27 protein-coding genes are annotated in these 21,941 nt (G+C 32.5%); 26 read left to right on the top strand and 1 reads right to left on the bottom strand.

Going from position 1 to position 21,941, the window contains the following annotated elements; all coding sequences use genetic code 11:
• The first annotated feature begins 654 nt into the window (after positions 1-654).
• The 3 genes from ACQ76T_RS20450 to ACQ76T_RS20440 all read left to right on the top strand — a co-directional run bounded on the left by ACQ76T_RS20450 (position 655) and on the right by ACQ76T_RS20440 (position 3,689).
• Positions 655-1,644, top strand: a complete 990-nt coding sequence (locus ACQ76T_RS20450) for a phosphotransferase (protein WP_431345083.1) — start codon at positions 655-657, stop codon at positions 1,642-1,644.
• Between the two features lie 561 nt (positions 1,645-2,205).
• Positions 2,206-2,883 carry a hypothetical protein gene (locus ACQ76T_RS20445; RefSeq protein WP_431345082.1) on the top strand — a complete coding sequence of 226 codons (678 nt, stop codon included), beginning with the start codon at positions 2,206-2,208 and terminating at the stop codon, positions 2,881-2,883.
• 248 nt (positions 2,884-3,131) lie between these two features.
• The gene (locus ACQ76T_RS20440; RefSeq protein ID WP_431345081.1) at positions 3,132-3,689 is read left to right on the top strand and encodes a hypothetical protein; all 558 of its coding nucleotides are present in this window, start codon (positions 3,132-3,134) and stop codon (positions 3,687-3,689) included.
• An 87-nt stretch (positions 3,690-3,776) separates the two neighbouring features.
• Here ACQ76T_RS20440 and ACQ76T_RS20435 read toward each other — a convergent pair whose 3' ends face one another.
• Positions 3,777-4,034 (bottom strand): helix-turn-helix domain-containing protein, encoded by a 258-nt coding sequence (locus ACQ76T_RS20435; protein ID WP_431345080.1) that lies wholly within the window; start codon positions 4,032-4,034, stop codon positions 3,777-3,779.
• A 514-nt stretch (positions 4,035-4,548) separates the two neighbouring features.
• Between ACQ76T_RS20435 and ACQ76T_RS20430 the strand changes: the two genes are divergently transcribed.
• The 23 genes from ACQ76T_RS20430 (at position 4,549) to ACQ76T_RS20320 (ending at position 21,901) form a co-directional block, all read left to right on the top strand.
• Complete coding sequence (locus ACQ76T_RS20430; RefSeq protein WP_431345079.1) at positions 4,549-5,073, top strand: hypothetical protein; 525 nt, start codon at positions 4,549-4,551, stop codon at positions 5,071-5,073.
• A gap of 292 nt (positions 5,074-5,365) precedes the next feature.
• Positions 5,366-5,917, top strand: coding sequence for a hypothetical protein (locus ACQ76T_RS20425; protein ID WP_431345078.1), 552 nt, complete (start codon positions 5,366-5,368; stop codon positions 5,915-5,917).
• A gap of 172 nt (positions 5,918-6,089) precedes the next feature.
• Positions 6,090-6,626 carry an STM3941 family protein gene (locus tag ACQ76T_RS20420; RefSeq protein WP_431345077.1) on the top strand — a complete coding sequence of 179 codons (537 nt, stop codon included), beginning with the start codon at positions 6,090-6,092 and terminating at the stop codon, positions 6,624-6,626.
• A 143-nt stretch (positions 6,627-6,769) separates the two neighbouring features.
• Positions 6,770-6,931: a hypothetical protein gene (locus ACQ76T_RS20415; protein ID WP_431345076.1), complete on the top strand. Its 162-nt coding sequence runs from the start codon at positions 6,770-6,772 to the stop codon at positions 6,929-6,931.
• A gap of 77 nt (positions 6,932-7,008) precedes the next feature.
• Positions 7,009-7,431: a hypothetical protein gene (locus tag ACQ76T_RS20410; RefSeq protein ID WP_431345075.1), complete on the top strand. Its 423-nt coding sequence runs from the start codon at positions 7,009-7,011 to the stop codon at positions 7,429-7,431.
• Between the two features lie 332 nt (positions 7,432-7,763).
• Entirely contained in the window at positions 7,764-8,255 is a 492-nt protein-coding gene (locus ACQ76T_RS20405; protein ID WP_431345074.1) for a hypothetical protein, read from the top strand.
• Positions 8,256-8,578: 323 nt separating this feature from the next.
• Positions 8,579-9,067, top strand: a complete 489-nt coding sequence (locus tag ACQ76T_RS20400; protein WP_431345073.1) for a hypothetical protein — start codon at positions 8,579-8,581, stop codon at positions 9,065-9,067.
• A gap of 110 nt (positions 9,068-9,177) precedes the next feature.
• Complete coding sequence (locus ACQ76T_RS20395) at positions 9,178-9,912, top strand: hypothetical protein (RefSeq protein WP_431345072.1); 735 nt, start codon at positions 9,178-9,180, stop codon at positions 9,910-9,912.
• A 197-nt stretch (positions 9,913-10,109) separates the two neighbouring features.
• Positions 10,110-10,907 (top strand): tetratricopeptide repeat protein, encoded by a 798-nt coding sequence (locus ACQ76T_RS20390; protein WP_431345071.1) that lies wholly within the window; start codon positions 10,110-10,112, stop codon positions 10,905-10,907.
• A 107-nt stretch (positions 10,908-11,014) separates the two neighbouring features.
• Complete coding sequence (locus tag ACQ76T_RS20385) at positions 11,015-11,524, top strand: hypothetical protein (protein WP_431345070.1); 510 nt, start codon at positions 11,015-11,017, stop codon at positions 11,522-11,524.
• A gap of 114 nt (positions 11,525-11,638) precedes the next feature.
• Complete coding sequence (locus tag ACQ76T_RS20380) at positions 11,639-12,571, top strand: Kelch repeat-containing protein (RefSeq protein ID WP_431345069.1); 933 nt, start codon at positions 11,639-11,641, stop codon at positions 12,569-12,571.
• A 340-nt stretch (positions 12,572-12,911) separates the two neighbouring features.
• Positions 12,912-14,084 carry a Kelch repeat-containing protein gene (locus ACQ76T_RS20375; RefSeq protein WP_431345068.1) on the top strand — a complete coding sequence of 391 codons (1,173 nt, stop codon included), beginning with the start codon at positions 12,912-12,914 and terminating at the stop codon, positions 14,082-14,084.
• Positions 14,085-14,292: 208 nt separating this feature from the next.
• Entirely contained in the window at positions 14,293-14,820 is a 528-nt protein-coding gene (locus tag ACQ76T_RS20370; protein WP_431345067.1) for a hypothetical protein, read from the top strand.
• A 24-nt stretch (positions 14,821-14,844) separates the two neighbouring features.
• A complete protein-coding gene (locus ACQ76T_RS20365; protein ID WP_431345066.1) occupies positions 14,845-16,281 on the top strand; it encodes an MBOAT family O-acyltransferase in 1,437 nt (478 codons plus the stop codon).
• Positions 16,282-16,284: 3 nt separating this feature from the next.
• Entirely contained in the window at positions 16,285-17,373 is a 1,089-nt protein-coding gene (locus tag ACQ76T_RS20360) for an alginate O-acetyltransferase AlgX-related protein (RefSeq protein ID WP_431345065.1), read from the top strand.
• Positions 17,374-17,539: 166 nt separating this feature from the next.
• Complete coding sequence (locus ACQ76T_RS20355) at positions 17,540-17,887, top strand: hypothetical protein (protein ID WP_431345064.1); 348 nt, start codon at positions 17,540-17,542, stop codon at positions 17,885-17,887.
• Position 17,888: 1 nt separating this feature from the next.
• Positions 17,889-18,209 (top strand): hypothetical protein, encoded by a 321-nt coding sequence (locus ACQ76T_RS20350; RefSeq protein WP_431345063.1) that lies wholly within the window; start codon positions 17,889-17,891, stop codon positions 18,207-18,209.
• Positions 18,210-18,216: 7 nt separating this feature from the next.
• Positions 18,217-18,375, top strand: coding sequence for a hypothetical protein (locus tag ACQ76T_RS20345; RefSeq protein WP_431345062.1), 159 nt, complete (start codon positions 18,217-18,219; stop codon positions 18,373-18,375).
• A 100-nt stretch (positions 18,376-18,475) separates the two neighbouring features.
• Complete coding sequence (locus ACQ76T_RS20340; RefSeq protein ID WP_431345061.1) at positions 18,476-19,168, top strand: hypothetical protein; 693 nt, start codon at positions 18,476-18,478, stop codon at positions 19,166-19,168.
• A gap of 46 nt (positions 19,169-19,214) precedes the next feature.
• Complete coding sequence (locus ACQ76T_RS20335; protein ID WP_431345060.1) at positions 19,215-19,898, top strand: hypothetical protein; 684 nt, start codon at positions 19,215-19,217, stop codon at positions 19,896-19,898.
• 28 nt (positions 19,899-19,926) lie between these two features.
• The gene (locus tag ACQ76T_RS20330; protein WP_431345059.1) at positions 19,927-20,478 is read left to right on the top strand and encodes a bifunctional (p)ppGpp synthetase/guanosine-3',5'-bis(diphosphate) 3'-pyrophosphohydrolase; all 552 of its coding nucleotides are present in this window, start codon (positions 19,927-19,929) and stop codon (positions 20,476-20,478) included.
• 10 nt (positions 20,479-20,488) lie between these two features.
• Positions 20,489-21,190 (top strand): hypothetical protein, encoded by a 702-nt coding sequence (locus ACQ76T_RS20325; RefSeq protein WP_431345058.1) that lies wholly within the window; start codon positions 20,489-20,491, stop codon positions 21,188-21,190.
• Between the two features lie 48 nt (positions 21,191-21,238).
• Positions 21,239-21,901: an immunity protein Imm33 domain-containing protein gene (locus ACQ76T_RS20320; protein ID WP_431345057.1), complete on the top strand. Its 663-nt coding sequence runs from the start codon at positions 21,239-21,241 to the stop codon at positions 21,899-21,901.
• Positions 21,902-21,941 lie beyond the last annotated feature (40 nt).

Here is a 21,941-nt window from a genome sequence, read left to right as displayed (position 1 = left end):
TTTGTAAGTTTTAAGCAAAGATGCCTGGATTGGTACCCTTGTCAAGGTTTAAAACCTTGACAAGGGTTTGTTGAAACATATTTGAAAAAGTAACCTCTGTATCTGGAATGCTTTTAACAACTGAATGTGTTATCACTGAAGTAAAGAGCGCTGAACCAGCTATGCCAATGGATGGTGGAATGCCAGAACGGTCAGCAACCGAGGCAAATTAACATACTAGTCGTTCTACTTTTGTAGGGCGTTTTTTTATATTCGTAAAAAATAATATTAATAATATAGATAAATTGCAAAATATCTAAATTTGTTTATTGTCAAGTAGATATATGTATAACACTAGAGAATTTAAGTTTCGCAACATTTTTAAGTGTTGAATCAGGCTTTTTCCAATCACCACAAATTTATTTTGTATTCACAAATGATAATGAGACACAAAACCAATACGAAGAACAAATAAAAATAAAACCTGAACATAATTGGAAACTAGAGAAAAATTGGTATCGGATAATGGAACGAGAGTAAACAGACTGCCGATAACAAAGCTTTTGCAACAATAGGATGAAACCGAAAAATTAATGTTTCCCTTTTCAATTTCCCGCCCGTCACAAAACCAAAAAATACTAAAAACAACTGTAACCATAGACAAACGAAGAATTAATGACAACGAAATTCCCTACCATAAACAGCACACTTTCACCCAACGCACTTGCCCAACTTATTCAACAGCAATATAACCTAAGTGGCAAAACCAAATGCAGTATATTTCGGCTTGCCATGAACCATTTATACATCGTTAATGATAACGACAACCAATATGTTTTTAGAGTGTATACCCACGATTGGCGGACAAAATCAGAAATAAAAGAAGAGCTAAGGCTTTTGCTTCACTTAAAAGAAAACGACAAACAGGCTGCCTATCCAATTGCTGACAAATCGGGCGAATATGTACAGGAAATTGAAGCATCGGAAGGAAAAAGATTTGGAGTTTTGTTCTCCTATGCCAAAGGAACAAAGACTGCAAAGTTTTCATCTCAAACAAGTTTTCTCATCGGAAAGGCACTAGCCAAAGTTCATCAATCGACGGAAGGTTTTGAACTCAACAGAATATCTTACAATAGCGAGAACCTGCTTACAAAACCTGTTTTAAGAATAAAAGAATTCTTTCCTAAAAATATAAATGAAGTTGAATTTCTAGAAAAACTATCTGCTTTTCTAACGCTGAAAATCCAAAATACTGGCTCGAAAATGAGATATGGAAGTGTTCATCTTGACGTTTGGTTTGATAATCTGCACATTGATGATGAAAAGGAAATCACATTTTTTGACTTTGACTTTTGTGGCAACGGTTATTTATGTTTTGACATTTCTTATTTCCTGTTTCAGTTACTCGCTACCAATTTAAACGAAGAAGATTACCAGATAAAAGCAGAAAGCTTTTTGAAAGGTTATGAAACGATAACTGAAATCAGTAACGAAGAAAAACAGTTTTTACCTTTTGCCTGCTTAGCTATTATGACCTATTATATCAGTGTACAGTGTGACAGATTTGAATACTGGACCAATATCTTCCTGAATGAAGACCATCTAAAAAGAATGGTTGGAAATTTGAAACGTTGGATAGCATACAACAAAATTGAAATAGAATAACAACCGGCGACCGTGGCAAATTAATATACTAACCGCTCTGCTTTTGTAGGGCGGTTTTTTATATAATTTGCAAAAATTAATTTTAAATGTACATAGCCCTTTTTCAAGTAGATCCATGCGAACAACTTAAAGTAGAGATTACAATACTGGCTTAGTAAATGTTAAATTTAAGTTAAAATCAGTAATAAATTTGGTACAACCAAAAAAAAACCTTTAATTTGTATTAATATGTATTTCACCACTTCATTGAATTTTAATCAATGAAGTAATAAATATTTTAAATATATGAAGAAGCTAATTTGCTTCTGGTCCTTCAAACATTGGAGGTCTGGAAAAATTGTGAAGCTAAGTAAGCCTTTTTGCATCCAATGTAAAGGGTAATTAAAATTACTAAGCAAAGTGCTAAACTGCATATCCGAAGGTGCTGACAAAGTTTAGTATTCCATTTGCAGAAGTGATATCATTGCCCCGATTCACTTTTGCAAATGTACAAAATAAAACGTTAAAAAAAAGTTAAATTATGTTAAAATTTAATTTGAAATTTAATTTAAAATGTATAAAATGCAAAAAATAACAATTAAAGAAATCATTGACTTCAGAAGAAAGTCACAAAAAAGTAGACAAACTTTTATCAAAAATTTAAGTAAAGAAAAGGAAAAGGTAACAACTGAACCAGGAGGAGATTACTGGATTTCAGCAATAAGTTCAATCAGTAGAGCCTTCAAAAATAAAAACAGAATGGAAATCACTGATAAAATAGATGGTTTGTTACAAGATATAGAAAATACAGAGTATAAAAGAACAAAATTGATGTATCAAAGAAATGCAGATATACTTTACAATTTTGAAGATTATGATTTTAGTAGTCTAAGAACAGGACATGAAATTTCTTTCTTAAAGAAACCAGAAATGTTATCAATTATAGATATTTTAAAACTTCCAGTTAAAATAAATCCTCATCATGTTTACACATTTGAGCAAGAAGGAGTAAAATACATTGGAGGTTTATGGATTACCTGTAAGCTTGGTGGGTATACCTATCAGGAGTTAGCTTCATTTACAGAAGGGCTTTACAAATATTTAAGCAAACATTATTCTCAAGAATACAAAATAAGCACTGAATATTGTATAGCTTTGGATGCATCAAGTGGTAACAAAGTAAGTTATTCTGAAATTGAGCAAGGTGCTTATGTTCCGATTTTAGCAAGCACAATTGAATTAATAAAAGAAGTAATTTAAAATTTATTGAAAACCGCTCTTCCCCGGAGCGGTTTTATTTTTCAACACATTCAAATAAAATACCACCACTCTCCTATCTTTATCTCTAAACTTTGATTCATTAAATAAAGTCTCTCTAGACTTTGAGTCAATAAAAAACATAGTTTTAAAGTATAGACTTTTGAAAAGAGCTTTGGATATCTTGCAATTACAACTTTAGAATTATCTAAAGTAGAAATATATTATAATAAATGATAATTCAATTAAAAATGAAAATAGGAACAATTAAAAAAGGGCTTGAACTACTTTTAGAAGATGGTGCTGAAAGCGAAAAAATATTATCAGAAAATAGAGATTCACAATTTTTTAGAAGAATTTATATAAGAAGTGTTTTTACTACCATTGAGGGAAGTATTTGGGTTTTAAAGCAAGTTTGCTTGAAAGCAAAATCCATTGATGGAACTAAAAGAAAAATAAATATCTCAGAGTATATGATTCTGGCAGAAGAATCATATGATTTAAAAGGTAATGGTGATATAAAAATAACTTCAAAAACTATTAACCTATTAGACAATATTAAATTTACTTTTAGAACAATAAATAGACTTTTTAAGGGAGAAATAAATATAGGTGTGGGAACTAAATCTTGGGAAAGCTTAATTATAGCGAAGAATATAAGAAATCGAATTACACATCCTAAAAGCGAAACAGATATGATTATTTCCGATAACGAAATAACTGTTTGTGAAGAAGTTAGCAGTTGGTTTATAAATTTAGTTTTTGAATGCTTTAAACTTTTTTTAAATTCTGGAAAAGCTAGCAGTTAAATTTATATCTGCAAATTATCATAACTTTGGATAATAAAAGTGACCTTTTAAACCAAGCTTCGAAGTCTTCAGACTTCGGAGCTTGGTTTATTTATCTAATTCAGAATAATATTCTTCAAAATCAAAAACAATATCAAATAATTCTTTGGGATGTATTCTTAGCCCGGTTGCAATTTCAATAAAAGTGCTGAGTTGACAGTCAATTTTGTTATTCGCTACATCACTAATTCTTGCAGCGGTAACATTACATCTTTCAGAAACCTTAGAATAAGGAGTTTCTCCTTTTATTTCTTTTATTTTTTCTGAGACCATTCTTTTGATTTTATCAGTCTTAAACTCGTTCATAATCGCACTGTTTAGTGCAAATTGTAATTATTAGTATAAATTATCATTACCGAATTCGGTAATATGTAAATAATTTTATTATATTTGGAAAAGATTACTCATTAGAGTAATTTTGCGATACTTCAAAGAAATATAGAAGCTATTGCTTAGAATCTTGTAATAGAAAACTGGTAATTTTTAAAGCAACAAGATGATAAGTATGAAGCTCACGACCTAGGCGTGGGCTCTCTTATCTGTTGCAAGGTATACCAGTGCCCCTATTACAGATATTGTAGAGTCTCATGCCGTTTTTATTTTCATGCTGTTCTGCTTTTCTACAATTATCTTTTTCTAAGCCTGCTTTACAATATAAGTATCATGATACGGTACAATGGGGTGTACAATCCATTGCGGCTTTCGGGCTTTTAGAAAAACACAAATTCTATCATATTCATTAGGCTTGTATAGGCAGGAAGTTCAGGCGGGCTTCCTCCTTTACGGCCAGTAAAATCGTACAGTAAAAAAATACACACTCATGAAAAAAATCAGAACAGATCTTCATCTCCGGCTTGGTAAAGACCGGAAGAAATATTGCGGCTTACAGCTAATGGAAACCTACTTTAAGCTCAATGACCTTGCAGCATCCAAAGAACTGCTAAACGATATTATAAGTTATGCGGTAAAAAGAAAAAGCTGGATAAAAGAGCATCCGTCCGTTATCCTTCATTTTCAGCAGGCAATGCGGTCATTCATCCGTGCAGGTTATTTCATAACGTTGCAGGAAAAGAAAACAGCTACAGCTCACAAGTTGGAAGATGTCTCTCCATTGGTTCTTGGCTTGCTTTCGGAGAAAGAATACCACAATCCCCTCTTGGTCTTTAAAAAAGCATTCAAAGAATACAGCATCAAGGAATTTGATTATTTTATTTCCGGAATGGTCTATTTCTCATTGGGAATCCATGACAATCTACCGGAAAGGAATATAATAAGCCCATACATTCACCTTACCAAAATGCTGGATGCAGCGTATCTTCTTCTGCAAAGGAGAGTGAAGGAATAAAAACTCTCTGCTACCGCACGATTATAGCATTAGAATGTTTAATTTATAATATTAATCACACAAAAGGATTCGTGTGGCAACGGAAGGGAATGAGGTAGTCTTAGCTGCTATATATAAATTAAAACCGTTCTACTTTTGTGGGGCGATTTTTATTTGCATTATGTTTTCTCGTAAGGAAATAATATTTATATTTTATATTTAATGGCTAAAAATAGATGGCTAAGACCAGAACAATATTAGCGGAATGCGTAAATTTGGGTGTTAGCTGAAATTTTATAAAAACTAAAAATAAATGAAAACCCGAGTAATAATTTTTTCCATTTTTATCACGTCTGTTTTAAATGCTCAAAGTCTAAAAATTAAAAATCTAAAAATTGTTGATTATGAAATTCAAAAAAATGGGAATGTTGAAATTTCAACTCATACAATAGTTGATCAAAAAGGAAACTTAATTGTTTATTCAGATAGTTGGGACGGAAAAAATTTCTTCCAATATAAATTAACTCAAGAAGAGGTTGAAAAATTAAATTTATTTGCGGAAAAGGATTTAGAATCTTTTGTGAAACAAAAAAAATTAAACAAAAATCAAGCTTTTGCAGGCAAAAGAAAGTTTATAACCTTTAATTACAAGGGGAAAAAGAAAAGTCTTTGCTTCATCGAACCTTTTATGAATAATGAATTTATGAATGTTTTAGAACCATTGAGTAATAAAATTTATCAACATGATCCTAGTGCAAAAATCGCATTGCTTTCAACTGATTTCGGAAAAACTGAGAAAGAAATAATTGAAAGGGAAAAAATCGACAATTATTTACCCGAAACAGCATCAATAATAGTATATTAAAACAACTTCGACGACCTCGCTACCGCACGATTAAATCGTGTGGCTTGGCTTTTACATTATATTATTAGAATATTTAATTTATAATACCAAAAACAACGTTAGCGTAACTTTATATATTATACGCAATGCACAAATTTGGACTTTATGTATCATTTTAAAAAGACAGATAAAAATGGATAGAATTGAGATATATTCAAGTAAAAAGAAATCATTGAGGTTATTAATTGGGTCAATTGTATTTGTTGTTTTAGGTTTTTGGTTACTTTTAGATGCAGAAAGCTTTATAAGTTGGAGGGCCAGAAATCCAATTTTTATCCAAGGAGTTGGAATTGTTTCCATTCTTTTTTTCGGACTTGGTCTCTTTATAGGAATAAAAAGACTGATTAAATCAGAACTTATTTTAATTATTGATCCTAAAGGACTCAATATAAATCCAAGGAAATCAGCAACCGAATTCGTAAAATGGAGTGAGATCAATGGTTTTGAAGAAATCAAAATACAGCGCACAAGAATTGTCATTGTAGGAGTGAAAAATCCCAAGTATTGGCTCAACAAAGAGACAAACGGATTTAAACGAAAACTAATGCAGTTTAATATTAATAGTTACAATTCACCTTTCAATATTGCGGCTTCTGGACTTGACATTACTTCAGACAAACTAATTGAAACGTTGAATAACTATTATGACAGATATAAAAACGAAGCATAATACGTTTCTTTTTGTTAAAGACTAACTTATTTTTCTTACCCACACCGCTCAAAGTCTGCCGACTTTCCAGCTCACTACAGCACGAACCCGTAACTCTTATAAAAGAATTTTATTTGCATTAAACTACAATTAAAAAACAAACCATGAAGATAGAACTCATCCTCGTCATTGAAATTACATACTATGATGAGGATTTAAATGTACCAGAAAATGGTCCTATTGGGAATATCAGGATGACTGGGAACTTTATAGGCAGCTTTCGATTAAAAAGGCAGGCTTTAAAGAAGATCTTACTCCCTACCTGAAAGGTTCCTCATTATACAAAATCTCTGACATTTCTCATGAAGACTTACTCAAACTTGTACTGGATAAAACACAGGAAATGAGAGAGCATAATGATAGAGAGTTTTGTTCTGCATTTTCCGGTGGCTATGTATTAAGAATAGATAACGAAGACAAAATATTTCCTCAATGTTGCAGCGATCTGGGCTGTATAGAAAGCTGGCAGGACCTGGTAACAGACCAAGTACAGAATTATTATCAGGGACATCCTACGCCAGTGGTCTCATTGATGGATAATTTTATAATTTTCGACTTAACAATAAAGGAAACAGATGATGAAAAGTTCGTCCCTACTCCTCTTCAAACAATAGTAAAAGTAAACAGAGAAGAGTTAGCAACCGCCGTTGAAGAAGTACAGAAAGAACTGCAAAATTTTTCAGTTAAACTCAACAAAATAAATACAGACAACCAACTTGGTATTGACCATATTGAAAAGTTATTAATATTTGGACAGTATGACTAAGTTGCCCTTGAAAACGCAGCTCCGGTATCTGGAATGCTTTTAACAACTGAATGTATAATCACTGAAATGAAGAGCCTTGAACCAGCTATGCTAATGGGGAATGGAATATCAGGAACGGTCAGCGGCCGAGGCAATTTAATATCCTAACCGTTCTACTTTTTGTAGAGCATTTTTACTTAAATTATGATTTTATAACATTCAATATTAATTTAAAAATTTGTGTATTTTGTAAAACACAAGAAAAAAATATGTTATTCCCAATCTACAAAGCTCCCTATATTTGAGAATTGTACAACATTTCATCCAAACCCTTATATCAATAAATCATTATAATGAAACTAAAAATAAAAAATTATTTCATCATTTTTTTTAGACTCGCACTTACTTTTGCTGTAGTCCCCCTACCATTTATTTTCGCTAAAGGAGCATATCAAAATATGATTTCAAAAGGTCATTATTTATTGTTTATTTATCTTATTTTACTATTTCTATTTACAATCTATTTAACACTGAAAAGGAATTATTATGAATTGATACTTGCCAATATTCAAAACGAAAATCTAGTTTATAATAACTTCTTATTAATTAAAAAGATTATCCCCCTAAAAGACATTCTTGGATATAAGAATGGAATTGATGAGCATGGAAATGAACTTGTAAGTCTGTTCAATAATAAAAACAAAAAAATAGCAACGCTAAAAGTTAATATATATTCCAATTTACCTACATTCATAGAAGCTCTACATTGTAAGCACATTGGGTATGAATTAACTCCTTTCCAAAAAGCTATTGAAAAGATTAGAGAGCTTTTTACTAATACATAAAAACATAATATACTATTATTCTGTATCAGGAATGCTTCTTACAACTGAATGTGTAATCACTGAAGTAAAGGGCAGCTATGCCAATAGGTGGTGGAATGCCAGGACGCTCAGCGACCGAGGCAATTTAATATATTAACCATTCGGCTCTTTTTAGAAAGGTTTTTTCGTTTAGAATATCTTCTCAAATTTATCACTCTTATACGTTTACCCAAAAATGATTTACTAAGTAATGTTCAATATTAAGACACTACTGGTTTAAGAAAATATAATTTCTATTAGTCTAATGTGTAAATTTGAACATTAGGAAACTTTGTAATAAGCATATGGGATTTCAATCAATTGTACACGGAAGAATAGTTATAGAAAGTAATCTTGACAAAGTAAGAGAAATTATTCAAAATCTAGGAAATGATGAATGGATGTTTAGAACTGAAATGTTTGGAACTGGTATATCAGATCAGACTTATTACGAAAATCCTGTAATTTCATTTGGAGCAACATACAAGCAAATTGAATATTATTGGGTAGAGTTCATTCAAGAATTTGAAAACATCTTACGGCAAATTGACTTCGATACGGCAAAAATTCAATTGGAAACTGAAATATTGGGGACTTATAATTTTTTTTGGAAGTCAAAAAAACAAGATAAAACAAGTTACGAAAAAGAGGCTAGAATGATTGAGACTGAAAAATGGTTTTTTGGATTTGGAAACCGGGATAGATGGGGACTTCTGGAAACAGATTTACTTGAGGAAGAAATTTTCGCAATAGATGGTTTTAAATACCCAATCATAGATGCTCGTTCCCAATAAGTATCCCTTACAATAAATCAACAGTGAAAGTATTCGGAGATAAAAGATGATAAATATATTTATTGAACATTTTACCGCTGCACAACATACCATTTTAAAACCTACCGCAAGTGAACAAAATATATAAAGATAAACTTGAAATATTACAAAAACGAATTCCAATTGGACTTCGCCACGGGTTGACATTGCTTGAAAAAACAAATGGCAATGTTGAGAAAGCAGAAGAATATTTTCGTAACGAAATGGTTACCCTTACAGCTAATAAAACAAATGTCACAAATGATATAGCTTTAAAGCATCTTGTAAAAAACAACTTCGACATTGGCTTGACTATTAAAAGCATTGACGAAGAACGCTATACCTTGACAGAATTAATCCTTAGAAAATATGGAAACAGAAAAGAAGAAGCCCTAGATAAAATAATGTACGCCATTGAGGAAACACATTCGATTGAGCGTCAATTCTGGTTGAAATTCCATGATTTAAAAGAACTGTCAAGTGAAACATTTTGCTTATTAACTCTCATGGAATGGATAAATTATGAGGATTACGAAAGTTTTGAAATCGCTTTATCATTTGAACTGGAAACAGTAACGCAGCAACTGGAAAATAAATTGGCACTTGCAGAATTAGCTAATTCCTTACGACGAGCAAACGAGATTCAGAAATTACTCTATGAAAAAAATAACACTGATAAGGGTATAGAAAATTATATACTAGCAACAAATCAATTGCGTGAAAACAAGGAATACCAAAAATATGAGACGAACTATAAGGAACAACGATCGTTACTAATAGAACGTCTTTATGAATTTGTATCTGCAAATATTGATAAGTTTCCGTAAGAATAAACAGCATACAGCATTGTATTGAAGTTATTCTTTTCACCTGCATTATTTTAAAATTATTTCCCCTTTTTTTTCTTAGTTTCGTACTCGAGAAATAGCGTCATAGTTTGGTAAAAAACCGAAGTAAAGTGTATTCTTTGCAATCATTTGATCCAATACTTTTCGTTATATGATAGCGTATAAAAACTTAATCCATGAAACAATTTCTATTGCTGTTATCGGTGCTGTTATGCCTGATCAATATTTCAGCACAACAAAATCAGACAGACTATTTTTTAGGAAACAGAACGTATTGTCAAAAGCCGGATAATGAAAGAGTGAACAAAATATATCCTCTGGGAATAAGGGCTGTTCAGCAGAATAAATATCTCGGAGCCGCTTTTAAAATCTTTGCTGAGGTAATAGAAGCAGACAATTCTTTTTGTGATGCCTATTTCTGGGCCGCATATACTTTAAGACTAAGCAATACTAATTTGGAGGACGCTGTAATTTTCTATCACGCCGCCGACAGTCTTGCCCAAAACAGATCCATAGAATTTAAGCAAAACCTTGCCACTCTAGCCATGAAAACAGGAAGAATAAGTTTCTCACGAAATAAATTCAAAGAAATGACTCAATATTTTCCTGCAAGTCCTGAAGGATATTATGGAATAGCGCTTACCTCTTTATTTTTAGAAGACTATAAAAACGGACTTGAAAACATAGATATTGCAGAAAAAAAATATAATACTCCAAGCAAAGACTGCCAATCCATTAAAGCGATATTATTAACGCTCAATGAAAAATATGAAGAAGCTATTCCATATTTTGAAAAGGCAGAATCAAACTTTAAAAAGGATGATATTTTTAATGGATGCTATGCATTAAGTCTGAAGCAGGTCGGTATTAAAAACTCTGATGAAAAGCTGATGAAAAAGTATAAAAAATATTACGAAAAGGTACAAAACAAGACAGCATTACCCGAGGCAATAAAAAATTCTTTCAAAGAATAATAAAAAGATATTTATTCCTTAGCTTTACAAAGTCTTCAGGCTTTAGCCAGTAAAATAATCTCACTTTAATATTTTAACTTAGTAGAATTCAAATAAGTAAAAATAACATGATAAAATCGAGAATAAATTTTGAATCATTTTTAATTATCTATTTCTTAACTTTTATATTATCTCTGGTTTTTCCACTAATTATTTACTCCAATTTGCAAGAACTAGCAAGTAAATTTAGCATAATAACCATATTAAAAGTTGCTTTTCGATTAGGTATTTTATTTTTTATATGGACTTTCTTTTATAAAATTCATACGAAGATTATAATCACAAAAGAACATATTACATTTCAAAAAATATTTAACTCTAAAAAATACAATTTCAACGATCTAGAATATTTCTTTGAAAGGCAAGAACTTGCAAAGCATAAAAAATATACCGCATTGTTTCTTGTGAAAGAAAATAAAATTATTGAAAGAATTTCAAGCTTTGACTATTCAAATTATGAAGAATTAAAAAGCAAAATTAAAATATCTGAATCCAAAAATACAGAAGTATATTTTTATGATTTAATAAAAGTATTGATAGGATTGAGTCCCAAAATTAAAGTAAGAGATCATAATTAGTAGATCAGCAGACTTCAGTAGCCCATCAGTTTTCTGAAAACAATATAATTCTCCTACTACAAATAACGGACTTTGTTTCAATAATAAAGAAAATAAACACTAATCATAATATCATTGAAAACAAAATTATTATTTCTTTCATTTTTAGGAGCGATACTAGCTCATGCACAAACCCTTCAATTTAAAAGTCTCACCAATATGTCTGCGGGCAGAGGGGGCACAAGCAGTGTGATTGTGAATGATAAAATCTATGTGAGCAATGGCTACCAGGAAAACGGAGGTAACGCCAATTATATTGAAAAATATAGTATTACGGATAATAAATGGAGTGTTCTCAATTCTACCTTAAGTCCTAAAAAATTTGCCAATTCAGAGACTTATGATAATAAGATTTACATTTTTAATGGCTGGGGAAATAGTCATCTTGAAATTGTAGACCTCGAAACCCTTAAAGTAACAAAAGGTGTTGTTAATCGTTCCTACACAGGAAATGCAGGTTCTGCCATCTATAATGGCAAAATATATGTCTTCGGTGGCAGCGGTCTCAATGGAGCGGCAACCACTGTATTTTCCAATAGATTCCAATATTATGATATTGCTTCCAATACATGGAATCCATTACCCAATATGCCAACAGCTAGAGAAGCAAAGGGCAAAATTGTGAATGATAAACTGTATGTCATTGGTGGTTTTAACGGTACTCCATCCCGTCTAATCAATGTTTACGACCTCAACACGAATCTTTGGATCAAGCAATATACAATGCCTGCCGGAATAGCCGGGCACTCGTTAGCTGTATCCGATAATAAGATTTTTATTGTGGGTGGTGTTAATAATCAATCTTTTCTGGCCTATTTTGATACAACAACCAATACATTTCATCAGTTATCCTCCAATATGATTCCCAGAAGGCATGCTACAGCGGAAGTATATCACAATAAACTATACATCATAGGTGGAAGTACCACTTCCTCAACAAAATCATCGATTAAAAGCATACAGGTGGCTGATATCAGCTATAATGTAATTGGTGCACAAGTAAAATAAACCATACAAAACCTCATCATCTTCAGCTTTTTACTTAATTTTATCCGCAAACTAATACCTTACCTGAAAACTCCAATAAAAAATCTGCGTCAATACTTTTTCCCATTATCCATAAGCAAATATATAAACGATAACCCCATTGAAAATATCAGAATTAAAAGTTCATAGAATAATTCACAGACCATCAAAAAATTTTGATCATGATGGCAATAGAATTTTTGAAGAATATGAATATGGTTTATAATTTCTTAGATTTGTAGTTTCTAGTGAAGTTCCTTATGAAAAACGGGTGCTCCTCATTAGAAAATCAATTACCAACCAACATAAAAACTTAATACCATTGAAAACAAAATTATTATTCCTCTCAGTTATAGGCTCCTTCTTAGCCCATGCACAAGCACTCGATTTTCAAAAGCTTAAAGATATGCCAACAGGCAGAGGAGGAATCACGAGTGTATTGGTGAATAACAATATTTACGTAACCAACGGCTATACAGCAAATGGAGTCACCAATTATATTGAAAAATATAATATTAATGACAACAAGTGGAGTGTTCTTAATTCTACTCTGGTTCCCAAAAAATTTGCTAATTCGGTAGCTTTCAATAATAAAATTTACATTTTTAATGGGTTGAACAATAAGCACCTTGAAATTTTAGATCTTGCCAGCAATACGGTCACCCGTGGTGCAGATAATCCTTTTTATGCAGGAAGTTCAGGATCGGACATTTATGATGCTAAAATATATGTGTTTGGTGGCAGCGGATTAAAAGGAGCAGCAAACACGGTGTATTCTAATAAATTTCAGTATTATGACATTGCTTCAGATACCTGGCATTCTTTACCGGATATGCCTACAGCCAAAGAAACAAAAGGAAAGATTGTTAATGATAAATTGTATGTAATTGGCGGTTTTAATGGTTCTTCGTCTAATCTGATAGATGTGTACGACCTTACCTCTAATCGTTGGACCAATCAATATACCATGCCTGATGGAGTATCCGGACATTCCTTAACGGTAGAGGGTAATAAGATCTTCATTATAGGCAGCTATAATAATCAGACTTTCTTAGCTTATTTTGATACGACCACCAATGAATTGCATGAATTATCATCTAATATGATCCCCAGAAGACACTCCGCAGCAGAGATCTATGACCATAAATTATACATTATCGGTGGAAGCAGCACTTCTGTGATCACTTCAGCTATAGGAAGTACTCAGGTTGCAGATATTAACGACAGCATACTCGCTGCCAATGTCCCTCCTGAAAACAAAGTACAGAAAGCAAAGGTTTATACCAATGCAAACAAAGATGGTTTTGTAATCAGTAACAAAAATAGCAGTAATCAGTTTGAATATACCGTTCTTTCATTAGATGGAACGGTACTCAAAAAAGGGGTTGCCTATTATAATAATAATATAGATTTATCAAGAGTGCAAAAGGGAACTTATATTTTTACTTATAAAGATGAGAAAGGAATTTTACAAAAGGTTAAAGTAATGAGATAATAAATTCCCTTCAAAAATTAGGAACAGAAGCATAAAATATAACGCTAAAGCTCTCAAATATTCTCAAATAAATAGTTAGCCTATTATTTGAGAATATTTTGGTTTAAAACATCAACCCTACAAAGCCATACTTCAACCGAATCTGAAAAGAATAGATAACATTTATGTAAATTAGCACACCCTAAATAAAAACTAATTTCTTTAATTTATGAAATACTTATTTTTCACATTTTTCTATTTCTCAATGAGCTTCGGCCAGGCTTCTGAAGATCCTTTGGATAAACTTGGAAAAAATCCTGTAACTTTTATTGATAGTGTTAAAGCCAGCAGAACTGAAGTACTAGCCCTGGATTCAAAATTCGTCACTTTAATGACCATTTACGATCCGAGCGAAGCGAAGGATTTAATTGGAGAAGATGGGAAAGATGGAGTTATCTACGCAGAAACAAGAAACTTTGCTAGAAAAAGATTTTTAAGATATTTCAAATCTAAATCAAAAGAATTTTCAGAACTGTTAGACTCTAAAGGAGATGATAGTACTTTTCAGTACATCCATAACGGGAAAGTTCTCACCAATAATTTTCAAGGAGGATTGGCACTTGTTGATGATGAAGCTTTTAAAGCAATCCATATTATAGGGAAAAAAGAATTATCAGAACACTATAATATTCCGGATAAAGAGTATGGGATTATCATTACATCCACTCCCCGGGAAGATTCGTCTAAGAAAGAGTAAAGCTAAACAATACACCCTAATCAGATGCTTTTTAACTCCATAGAGTTTGTCTTTTTCTTACCAATAGTATTTCTGCTTTATTGGTTTATAACAAACAAAAGTATCAAACTTCAAAACATCCTGCTCCTCATCGCCAGCTACTTTTTTTATGCTTGCTGGGATTGGCGTTTTTTGTTCTTGCTTATGTTTTCTACGCTTTTAGACTATTACACAGGATTGAAAATGCAGCATGCAGAGAATAAGAAAGGAAAATATTTTTGGTTTTGGCTAAGCATCACAATAAATCTTGGATTTCTTGGGGTATTCAAATATTACAACTTCTTTGCAGAATCTTTTGCTGAAGCCATTTCATATATGGGTTTTCAGATCAGCCCCTGGACCCTCCAGATAATTCTTCCTGTAGGCATTTCATTTTATACATTTCACGGACTTTCCTATGTGATTGATATTTACAAAGACAGAATTAAAGCCGAAAAGAACTTTGTAGATTATGCCGTTTTTGTAAGTTTCTTTCCTTTACTTGTGGCCGGCCCTATTGAAAGAGCAACCCATCTATTACCCCAAATAAAAAAAAGACGAACTTTCGATTATACAAAAGCTGTTGATGGCTTACGGCAAATACTTTGGGGACTATTCAAAAAAATAGTTATTGCTGATAATTGTGCCGAATTTGTTAATCAGATTTTTAATAATTCCGGAGATCAATCCGGCAGTACTTTAGCTTTGGGAGCTGTATTTTTTGCGTTTCAGATTTATGGAGATTTTTCGGGATATTCTGATATTGCGATAGGAACGGCAAGACTTTTCGGGATCGATTTATTAAGAAATTTTGCATTTCCTTATTTTTCAAGAGACATTGCGGAATTTTGGAGACGTTGGCACATTTCGCTTTCTTCCTGGTTCAAAGATTATTTATACATTCCTTTAGGAGGCAGCAAAGGAGGAAACCTGATGCGTATCCGCAATACTTTTATTATTTTTATCGTAAGTGGTTTCTGGCATGGAGCCAACTGGACTTTTATTGTTTGGGGAGCGTTACATGCTTTGTTCATAATGCCATCTATCATCATGAAAACCAATCGTAATAATTTGGAAACAGTGGCAAAGGACCGTTTATTGCCTAGTGTGAAAGAATTTTTCCAAATGGCACTCACTTTTACTTTAGCCGTGTTTGCGTGGATATTCTTCAGAGCAGAAAATATAACGCACGCATTTTCATACATTTCAGGTATATTTTCCAGGTCTCTTTTTTCCATCCCAACCATTAAACCGCTTTTTCTGGTTCTCCTGATTATTATTTTTATGATCGTTGAATGGCTGGGAAGAGAAGAGCAATACGCTATTGCAAAGTTGGGAATGAGGTGGAAAAGTCCAATAAGGTATGCCCTATATTATGCAATCATTATTGCCCTATTTTGGTTCGCAGGTCAAGATCAGCAGTTTATTTATTTTCAGTTTTAACTTATGAAAAGATTTATTTTAAAAACCGCATTCTTTGTTGCTCCGTTTCTGATTTTATACGTCATTACGTATTCGTTTTCCACATCGGATGCAGGCGATTTAATGCGTTTAGGATATCTTCCTTCTACAGATAAGAACTACCGACAGAAATTCACTTCGTTCAATCATGCCATCAGGTTTACTGAATTATCAAAATTGAAAGAAAAAGGGAAAGTGAAGAACTATAAAATACTAACCATAGGAGATTCATTCTCAGAGCAAGGACAAGCTGGCTATCAGAATATTTTAGCTAACGATTTCAGTGTTTTGCATGTAGACCGTTTTATTTCAAATAATCAAATCCAGAAACTGATTGAATTGTGCAACGGTAATTTTTTTGATACGTATAAAGTTCAATATGTGATTTTACAATGTGTAGAACGCAACTTACCGAATAACCTACAAAATATAGACAACAAGACCAGAATAACCACTCAGCAAATTGACTCGATTATTATCAATCACAAACCTCAAAAAGAGCAGAACGAATATGATTTCTTTTCGCGTACAACGCTGAGATTTCCTTATTCAGCTTTGAAATACTTCGCAGACAAAAATTATCTGGCCAACGGGCAGGTTTACAATTATAATTTGAATACAACCACATTATTCAGCAATCACTCCAATAAGTTGCTTTTTTATTATGACGATTTGATGTATACTCCGAAAAATAATTTACCTGAAAGCACCGTAAAGCTTAACAAGATTTTAAACAATCTTTCAGAGAAACTTAAAGAAAAGAATATTACCCTGATATTTTTGCCTTCTCCAGACAAATATGATTTGTACTATAATGATATCGTTGACAAGCAAAACCTGACGCAACCTAAATTTTTTGATCACTTTAAAAAGCTTCATAAAGAATTTATCTACATCAACTCCAAAGAAATACTTACCCAAGCATTGAGCCGTAAAAAAGATATTTACTATTTTGATGACACTCACTGGTCACCAATAGCAGCATCACTCATCGCACAGCATATAAAGGAAGCGATAGCATCCCATGAACTAAGTATGAATGTTCAACAGCATCCACATCTCTCTACAAAATAAATCAATACTCTACTCCAGAGCCTTTCATTTTTACACGTATTTTTCTTCTCCATAAAGCAATATGCATGATGTAACCGTTTTCTGGTTGAAATCTCAGTTCAATTATAGGTACCGTATTATTCTAATTTGTAGATTTGGTTTCTATAAAAACTAACAACCTCTTACCATGAAATATTCAGTATTCCTCATCGCTCTACTGTTCTCAGTATTTTTGAGTGCACAAAATCAATCTGATAAAGCCGACAAAATAATTGATGAAATGTGTGCAGATTTTAAACAAAACGAGAAATTGGGCGATTCTTTAAGAATTGAAAGACTAAACGAAAAATTTATTCTTCCCTATGTCAATCAGTTTTCCGGTTCAGAGCGTCAAAGTAAAATTGATTATTTAAATGTCAGATTTCAAAATCGATGTGAGTATTTTAGAGAATTCCTGCAAAAAACAGATCCTCCACAGAGTGATAATTGGGTAAGGTTAAATACCCGTCCCAACATTACCGTTTCTGAAAAATGAAGTGAGCCAGTTTAAAAAAATCACTGAATTCCATTATTTTGAATATTTTGGAGAAAAAACAACCGTAAAAACAGATAAAAGCTTTTGGGTGGAAACGTTTGCCAACAAAACCCATTCAAAATTATATTATAAATGGCTGGATAAAAATAAATTTGAGTTAGAATTTATTGAAAGTGATAATGTTGGAAGAAAGAATTTCAGTAAAAAAGGTGACCGGTATCTATATGAAATCATAAGTAAAGAAAATAACTTTTATTGGATTCTTGTTCAAATTCCCAACCAGTCGGAGCTTCTTAAATTTAAATTATTTATAGGAAAATAATCTCGGATTGACAAAAGCTATTGTTCTGGATTCCTCTAAATGGAAATTCGGCTTCAGTCTGGCCAATAAAAATGTTGATTATACATGGGTTGCCTCCACAAATGATATTGATCTCTTTATTCCCATCATTGAACTGATAAGAAAACAGTATCTGGATAAAATTTGAATGGAAGACAAAATCCATTTACAGAAGATAAAAAGCAATGATACAAAATTAAAAACAGGTTGGAACAGCCATTCTATAGATAAACTTTACTATTCAAAAAATGGGGAATATATATCATGTATATCAGCTTAAACCTAAAGTCGTTTATACAGGGACCTTCTTACGTGTTCGCAAAGACAAGGAAAGTATTTTTTCAGAAAAATATCCTCTTATCAATCAGGTTCATCAGAAGACCAGTGTTTTAGGTATTTTTGAAAACACTTTTATCATGAACTCTCATGACGGAAAAGTCAGAAAAGATGAATATGTTGGCAAAGACACGATAATAGATTTTGAAAAACCCGGCATTTATGTTTCTATTCACAGTGGTAGTAAATATGGCTTTGGCAAGGATTTCAATGAATTTCTCAGTGTAATGTCTCTTTATTTAGAAAACGCTTTATTTTATGTAACTCAAGATGCCACTATTAGTCGGTATGAAATTATTAATGGAGAATTACATTATAACAGCAATAATGATTTTGGGCGCTGGAACTATTTTATTGAAGAATATGTAGCAGATACCTACTCTTCCTCCAAACAGCTCATTGCGGAGTTGTATGTTGAAGAAACATATGAAATGATAAGGAGATATAACAGACACATTGAAGATGGAGAAGATCCCGAAAACTTCTTTTACGAAGCAGAAGACTATGAAGAACTACTCAGCAAGATTACTAATTATAAAAGCCACATTGAAACTGAGGAATTTAAAAAATTGGAAGACTGGTTGAAAATTCAGATTAATAAATAATTAGCTCTCAATAAAAATATAATAACTATTAATTCACAATTAAAGAATGGGAACACTCCATGAAGTATATCAGCTTACCCCAAAAGTCACTAGACATGGAGCCATTTTGAGGGTTCGTACAGACAGAGAAAATCTCTTTTCAGAAAAATATAGTCCCCATCAAAAAACTTATAATAAAGGTCAGGAAATTTTCTGTAATATATTTGTAACACATACTAATAATGGGAAAGTTAGAAGATATGCACTGTATGCCGCGGAAAGAGTAATTGATTTTAAGAAGCCGGGGACGTATCTATCTATACAGGGAGGCACCAAGTATGGATTTGAAAGTGATTTTGATGAAATTCTTAATGAAATGTCGTTCTATCTTGAAGACGCTTTATTTTATGTTACCGGAGAGCTCAGAATCAGTAGGTATGAAATTAAAAATGGAACATTAGATTTCAGCACTACATGGGATTTTGATTGCTGGAATTATAATTTTGAAGAATATCTGCTCGCAAATGACTTATCCTCTCCACAGCTCATTGCTGATTTATATACTGAAGAAACCAATGAATTGTTTTTATTCCATAATGAATTAATTGAAGTTGGAGACAGTTCAAAATATTATTACGAAGCAGAAGACTATGAAGAACTACTCAGCAAGATTTCTAATTATAAAAGCCACATTGAAACTGAGAAATTTAAAAAGTTGGAAGACTGGCTGAAAACTCAAATTAATGAGTAACACCCAACAAACAAAAAATAAAACAAATATGAACGATACTTTCACGATCGATGATCTGCAGAATATATGGCAGAAAGTCAGCATCCTCCATAGCGGACAAACATATGGAGGACAACATAAAGACGAAAAAATTGAATACATTAACCATATTGGAAGTGTTGTATTTGAAATCATGAACGCTTCCAGAAATACTCCTGATTTTAACACAGAACTTGCGGTAAAATGTGCATTTCTACATGATACTATAGAAGACACCAACTTGAGTATAGAAGATCTGGAAAAGGAATATGGCACACAGGTAAAAGAAGGTGTTCTTGCATTGACGAAAAATACAACGCTTGAAAAAGAACATCAGATGACCGACAGTTTAAACCGCATAAAAGCACAGCCAAAAGAAGTTTGGGCCGTTAAAATGGCCGACAGAATCTGTAATTTATATACCCCACCCTATTACTGGAAACAGATGAAGAAAGAAAAATATCTTGAAGAAGCTAAAATAATTTATGAACATTTAAAAGATGGCAACGGCTATTTGGCTAAAAGATTAGCAGAAAAAATTGAGCTGTATCAATACAAATAATTCAAAAAATATGACAGAAATAGAAAACGGCCTTTTTGAAAATTCGGAAGAAATAATAAACTGGACGTATCCCGGAGCGACATTATACTATAAAGATTGTGATATACATCCTTCTGTAGTAGAAAAATTCACAAAAGACAGACTCATTAGAAACGGCTTTTTTCTTGATGTAAGCTCTAGAGGCGGAGGAATGAAATTTGATACAAGATTTCTGATTGCATCTGCAAAAGCAGCAAAATTATATAAAGTAAATCCCGACAATGAAAGATTTGCTCATTGCTGCTTAAACCTTGACAGTTATTTCAAAGTTCTTGACATTTATAAGCTTGAAGGTAAAACTCAGATCTTTTTACTGCATATCCCGGCAAAAAGCTTGAGATATTTTGAAAGAGTCACCTCAAATTGGGATGATGATTTCATAAAAAAAGCAAGAAAAAGTTTGGATGATAAAATACACATGGAACCCATAAGTGATTTGCTGGAACCCTTTTGGCTGAAAAGAACTAACTTTCCGGTCGGAATGAATGCCCGCAACAATTTCTTTCCTCTGAGCTCTGTATCCACCATTACAAAAGAAGAACAACCTTTGTATAACGCCATCAAAAACCTGTCTAATGACAAAAGTCAAATTAATATTCCAACACCGTTTTTCAGTGAGCAGGATAATCAGTCTAAAGGAGGTGGTTTTTGGAGCAAAATATTTGGAAGATAAAGCTATATCTGCCTATTCATTATCTTAAAAAACAAAAACATAATATCCATGGGATTCTTCAGTAGAAACAAAACATTTAAAATCAGAGATATAGAATTCTATTCAGAAGGAAATTATCACTATTCAAAAGGATTACAATCATCCATTACAAAAGAAATAAAAATTGCAAAAAATAACCTTTCATTAGAGCAATTACAACCCATTCTACAATACCTCGTCGAGTTTATTCAGGATGAGAAACCGGACATTAAAAGCGGAGAAAAAACGACCTGTTTTTCCTGGTGTATTTTATTCCATGAAGAACCTGACGCTTTCGAAATTCTTGAAGTCATACCGGAACAAGGAGGCTTTGGAGAAGGCCTTAGCCGTACCCTTCATCTATTACATCAGCAGCTTTCCGTTTGTAACCAGCTAAAAGTAGAACCGGATTTTCCTGATTTTGATCATATTGTTGCTATAGATCCTCTGATACAAAAAGGATTACAACCCAATTTGTTCCGTTGGAAAGCAGAAGATCCGGATTCAGGATGGGTAGTTATGAGCAATAGCTTTAATGAAGAAACCATGTCCTTTGAAGAAATGACTGTCGGGCAGCTGATGACGATGAGACCGGAAATCGCTCAATTTATGGCTCTTCCCGCTGGATTTAAAGTAATTTCGCAAGGCAATAATGTGCATATAGCATTTGACAAACATCTGACGGAAAATTAAACAGCAGATATTAAGAACGCTATTCCAACAATAGACAACA

It is taken from the genome of Chryseobacterium sp. JK1, assembly GCF_050632815.1.
Lineage (GTDB): Bacteria > Bacteroidota > Bacteroidia > Flavobacteriales > Weeksellaceae > Chryseobacterium.
This window is presented reverse-complemented; position numbering and strand designations above follow the sequence as displayed.

What these genes read in the sequence shown, in the direction of transcription:
- ACQ76T_RS20450 (WP_431345083.1), top strand. Translation starts at nt 655, where the DNA reads ATGACAACGAAATTCCCTACCATAAACAGCACACTTTCACCCAACGCA.
- ACQ76T_RS20355 (WP_431345064.1), top strand. Translation starts at nt 17,540, where the DNA reads ATGAAATATTCAGTATTCCTCATCGCTCTACTGTTCTCAGTATTTTTG.
- ACQ76T_RS20410 (WP_431345075.1), top strand. Translation starts at nt 7,009, where the DNA reads ATGAGAGAGCATAATGATAGAGAGTTTTGTTCTGCATTTTCCGGTGGC.
- ACQ76T_RS20360 (WP_431345065.1), top strand. Translation starts at nt 16,285, where the DNA reads ATGAAAAGATTTATTTTAAAAACCGCATTCTTTGTTGCTCCGTTTCTG.
- ACQ76T_RS20325 (WP_431345058.1), top strand. Translation starts at nt 20,489, where the DNA reads ATGACAGAAATAGAAAACGGCCTTTTTGAAAATTCGGAAGAAATAATA.
- ACQ76T_RS20320 (WP_431345057.1), top strand. Translation starts at nt 21,239, where the DNA reads ATGGGATTCTTCAGTAGAAACAAAACATTTAAAATCAGAGATATAGAA.
- ACQ76T_RS20420 (WP_431345077.1), top strand. Translation starts at nt 6,090, where the DNA reads ATGGATAGAATTGAGATATATTCAAGTAAAAAGAAATCATTGAGGTTA.
- ACQ76T_RS20430 (WP_431345079.1), top strand. Translation starts at nt 4,549, where the DNA reads ATGAAAAAAATCAGAACAGATCTTCATCTCCGGCTTGGTAAAGACCGG.
- ACQ76T_RS20335 (WP_431345060.1), top strand. Translation starts at nt 19,215, where the DNA reads ATGGGAACACTCCATGAAGTATATCAGCTTACCCCAAAAGTCACTAGA.
- ACQ76T_RS20370 (WP_431345067.1), top strand. Translation starts at nt 14,293, where the DNA reads ATGAAATACTTATTTTTCACATTTTTCTATTTCTCAATGAGCTTCGGC.
- ACQ76T_RS20340 (WP_431345061.1), top strand. Translation starts at nt 18,476, where the DNA reads ATGGGGAATATATATCATGTATATCAGCTTAAACCTAAAGTCGTTTAT.
- ACQ76T_RS20365 (WP_431345066.1), top strand. Translation starts at nt 14,845, where the DNA reads ATGCTTTTTAACTCCATAGAGTTTGTCTTTTTCTTACCAATAGTATTT.
- ACQ76T_RS20415 (WP_431345076.1), top strand. Translation starts at nt 6,770, where the DNA reads ATGAAGATAGAACTCATCCTCGTCATTGAAATTACATACTATGATGAG.
- ACQ76T_RS20445 (WP_431345082.1), top strand. Translation starts at nt 2,206, where the DNA reads ATGCAAAAAATAACAATTAAAGAAATCATTGACTTCAGAAGAAAGTCA.
- ACQ76T_RS20330 (WP_431345059.1), top strand. Translation starts at nt 19,927, where the DNA reads ATGAACGATACTTTCACGATCGATGATCTGCAGAATATATGGCAGAAA.
- ACQ76T_RS20405 (WP_431345074.1), top strand. Translation starts at nt 7,764, where the DNA reads ATGAAACTAAAAATAAAAAATTATTTCATCATTTTTTTTAGACTCGCA.
- ACQ76T_RS20385 (WP_431345070.1), top strand. Translation starts at nt 11,015, where the DNA reads ATGATAAAATCGAGAATAAATTTTGAATCATTTTTAATTATCTATTTC.
- ACQ76T_RS20425 (WP_431345078.1), top strand. Translation starts at nt 5,366, where the DNA reads ATGAAAACCCGAGTAATAATTTTTTCCATTTTTATCACGTCTGTTTTA.
- ACQ76T_RS20440 (WP_431345081.1), top strand. Translation starts at nt 3,132, where the DNA reads ATGAAAATAGGAACAATTAAAAAAGGGCTTGAACTACTTTTAGAAGAT.
- ACQ76T_RS20390 (WP_431345071.1), top strand. Translation starts at nt 10,110, where the DNA reads ATGAAACAATTTCTATTGCTGTTATCGGTGCTGTTATGCCTGATCAAT.
- ACQ76T_RS20435 (WP_431345080.1), bottom strand. Translation starts at nt 4,034, where the DNA reads ATGAACGAGTTTAAGACTGATAAAATCAAAAGAATGGTCTCAGAAAAA.
- ACQ76T_RS20400 (WP_431345073.1), top strand. Translation starts at nt 8,579, where the DNA reads ATGGGATTTCAATCAATTGTACACGGAAGAATAGTTATAGAAAGTAAT.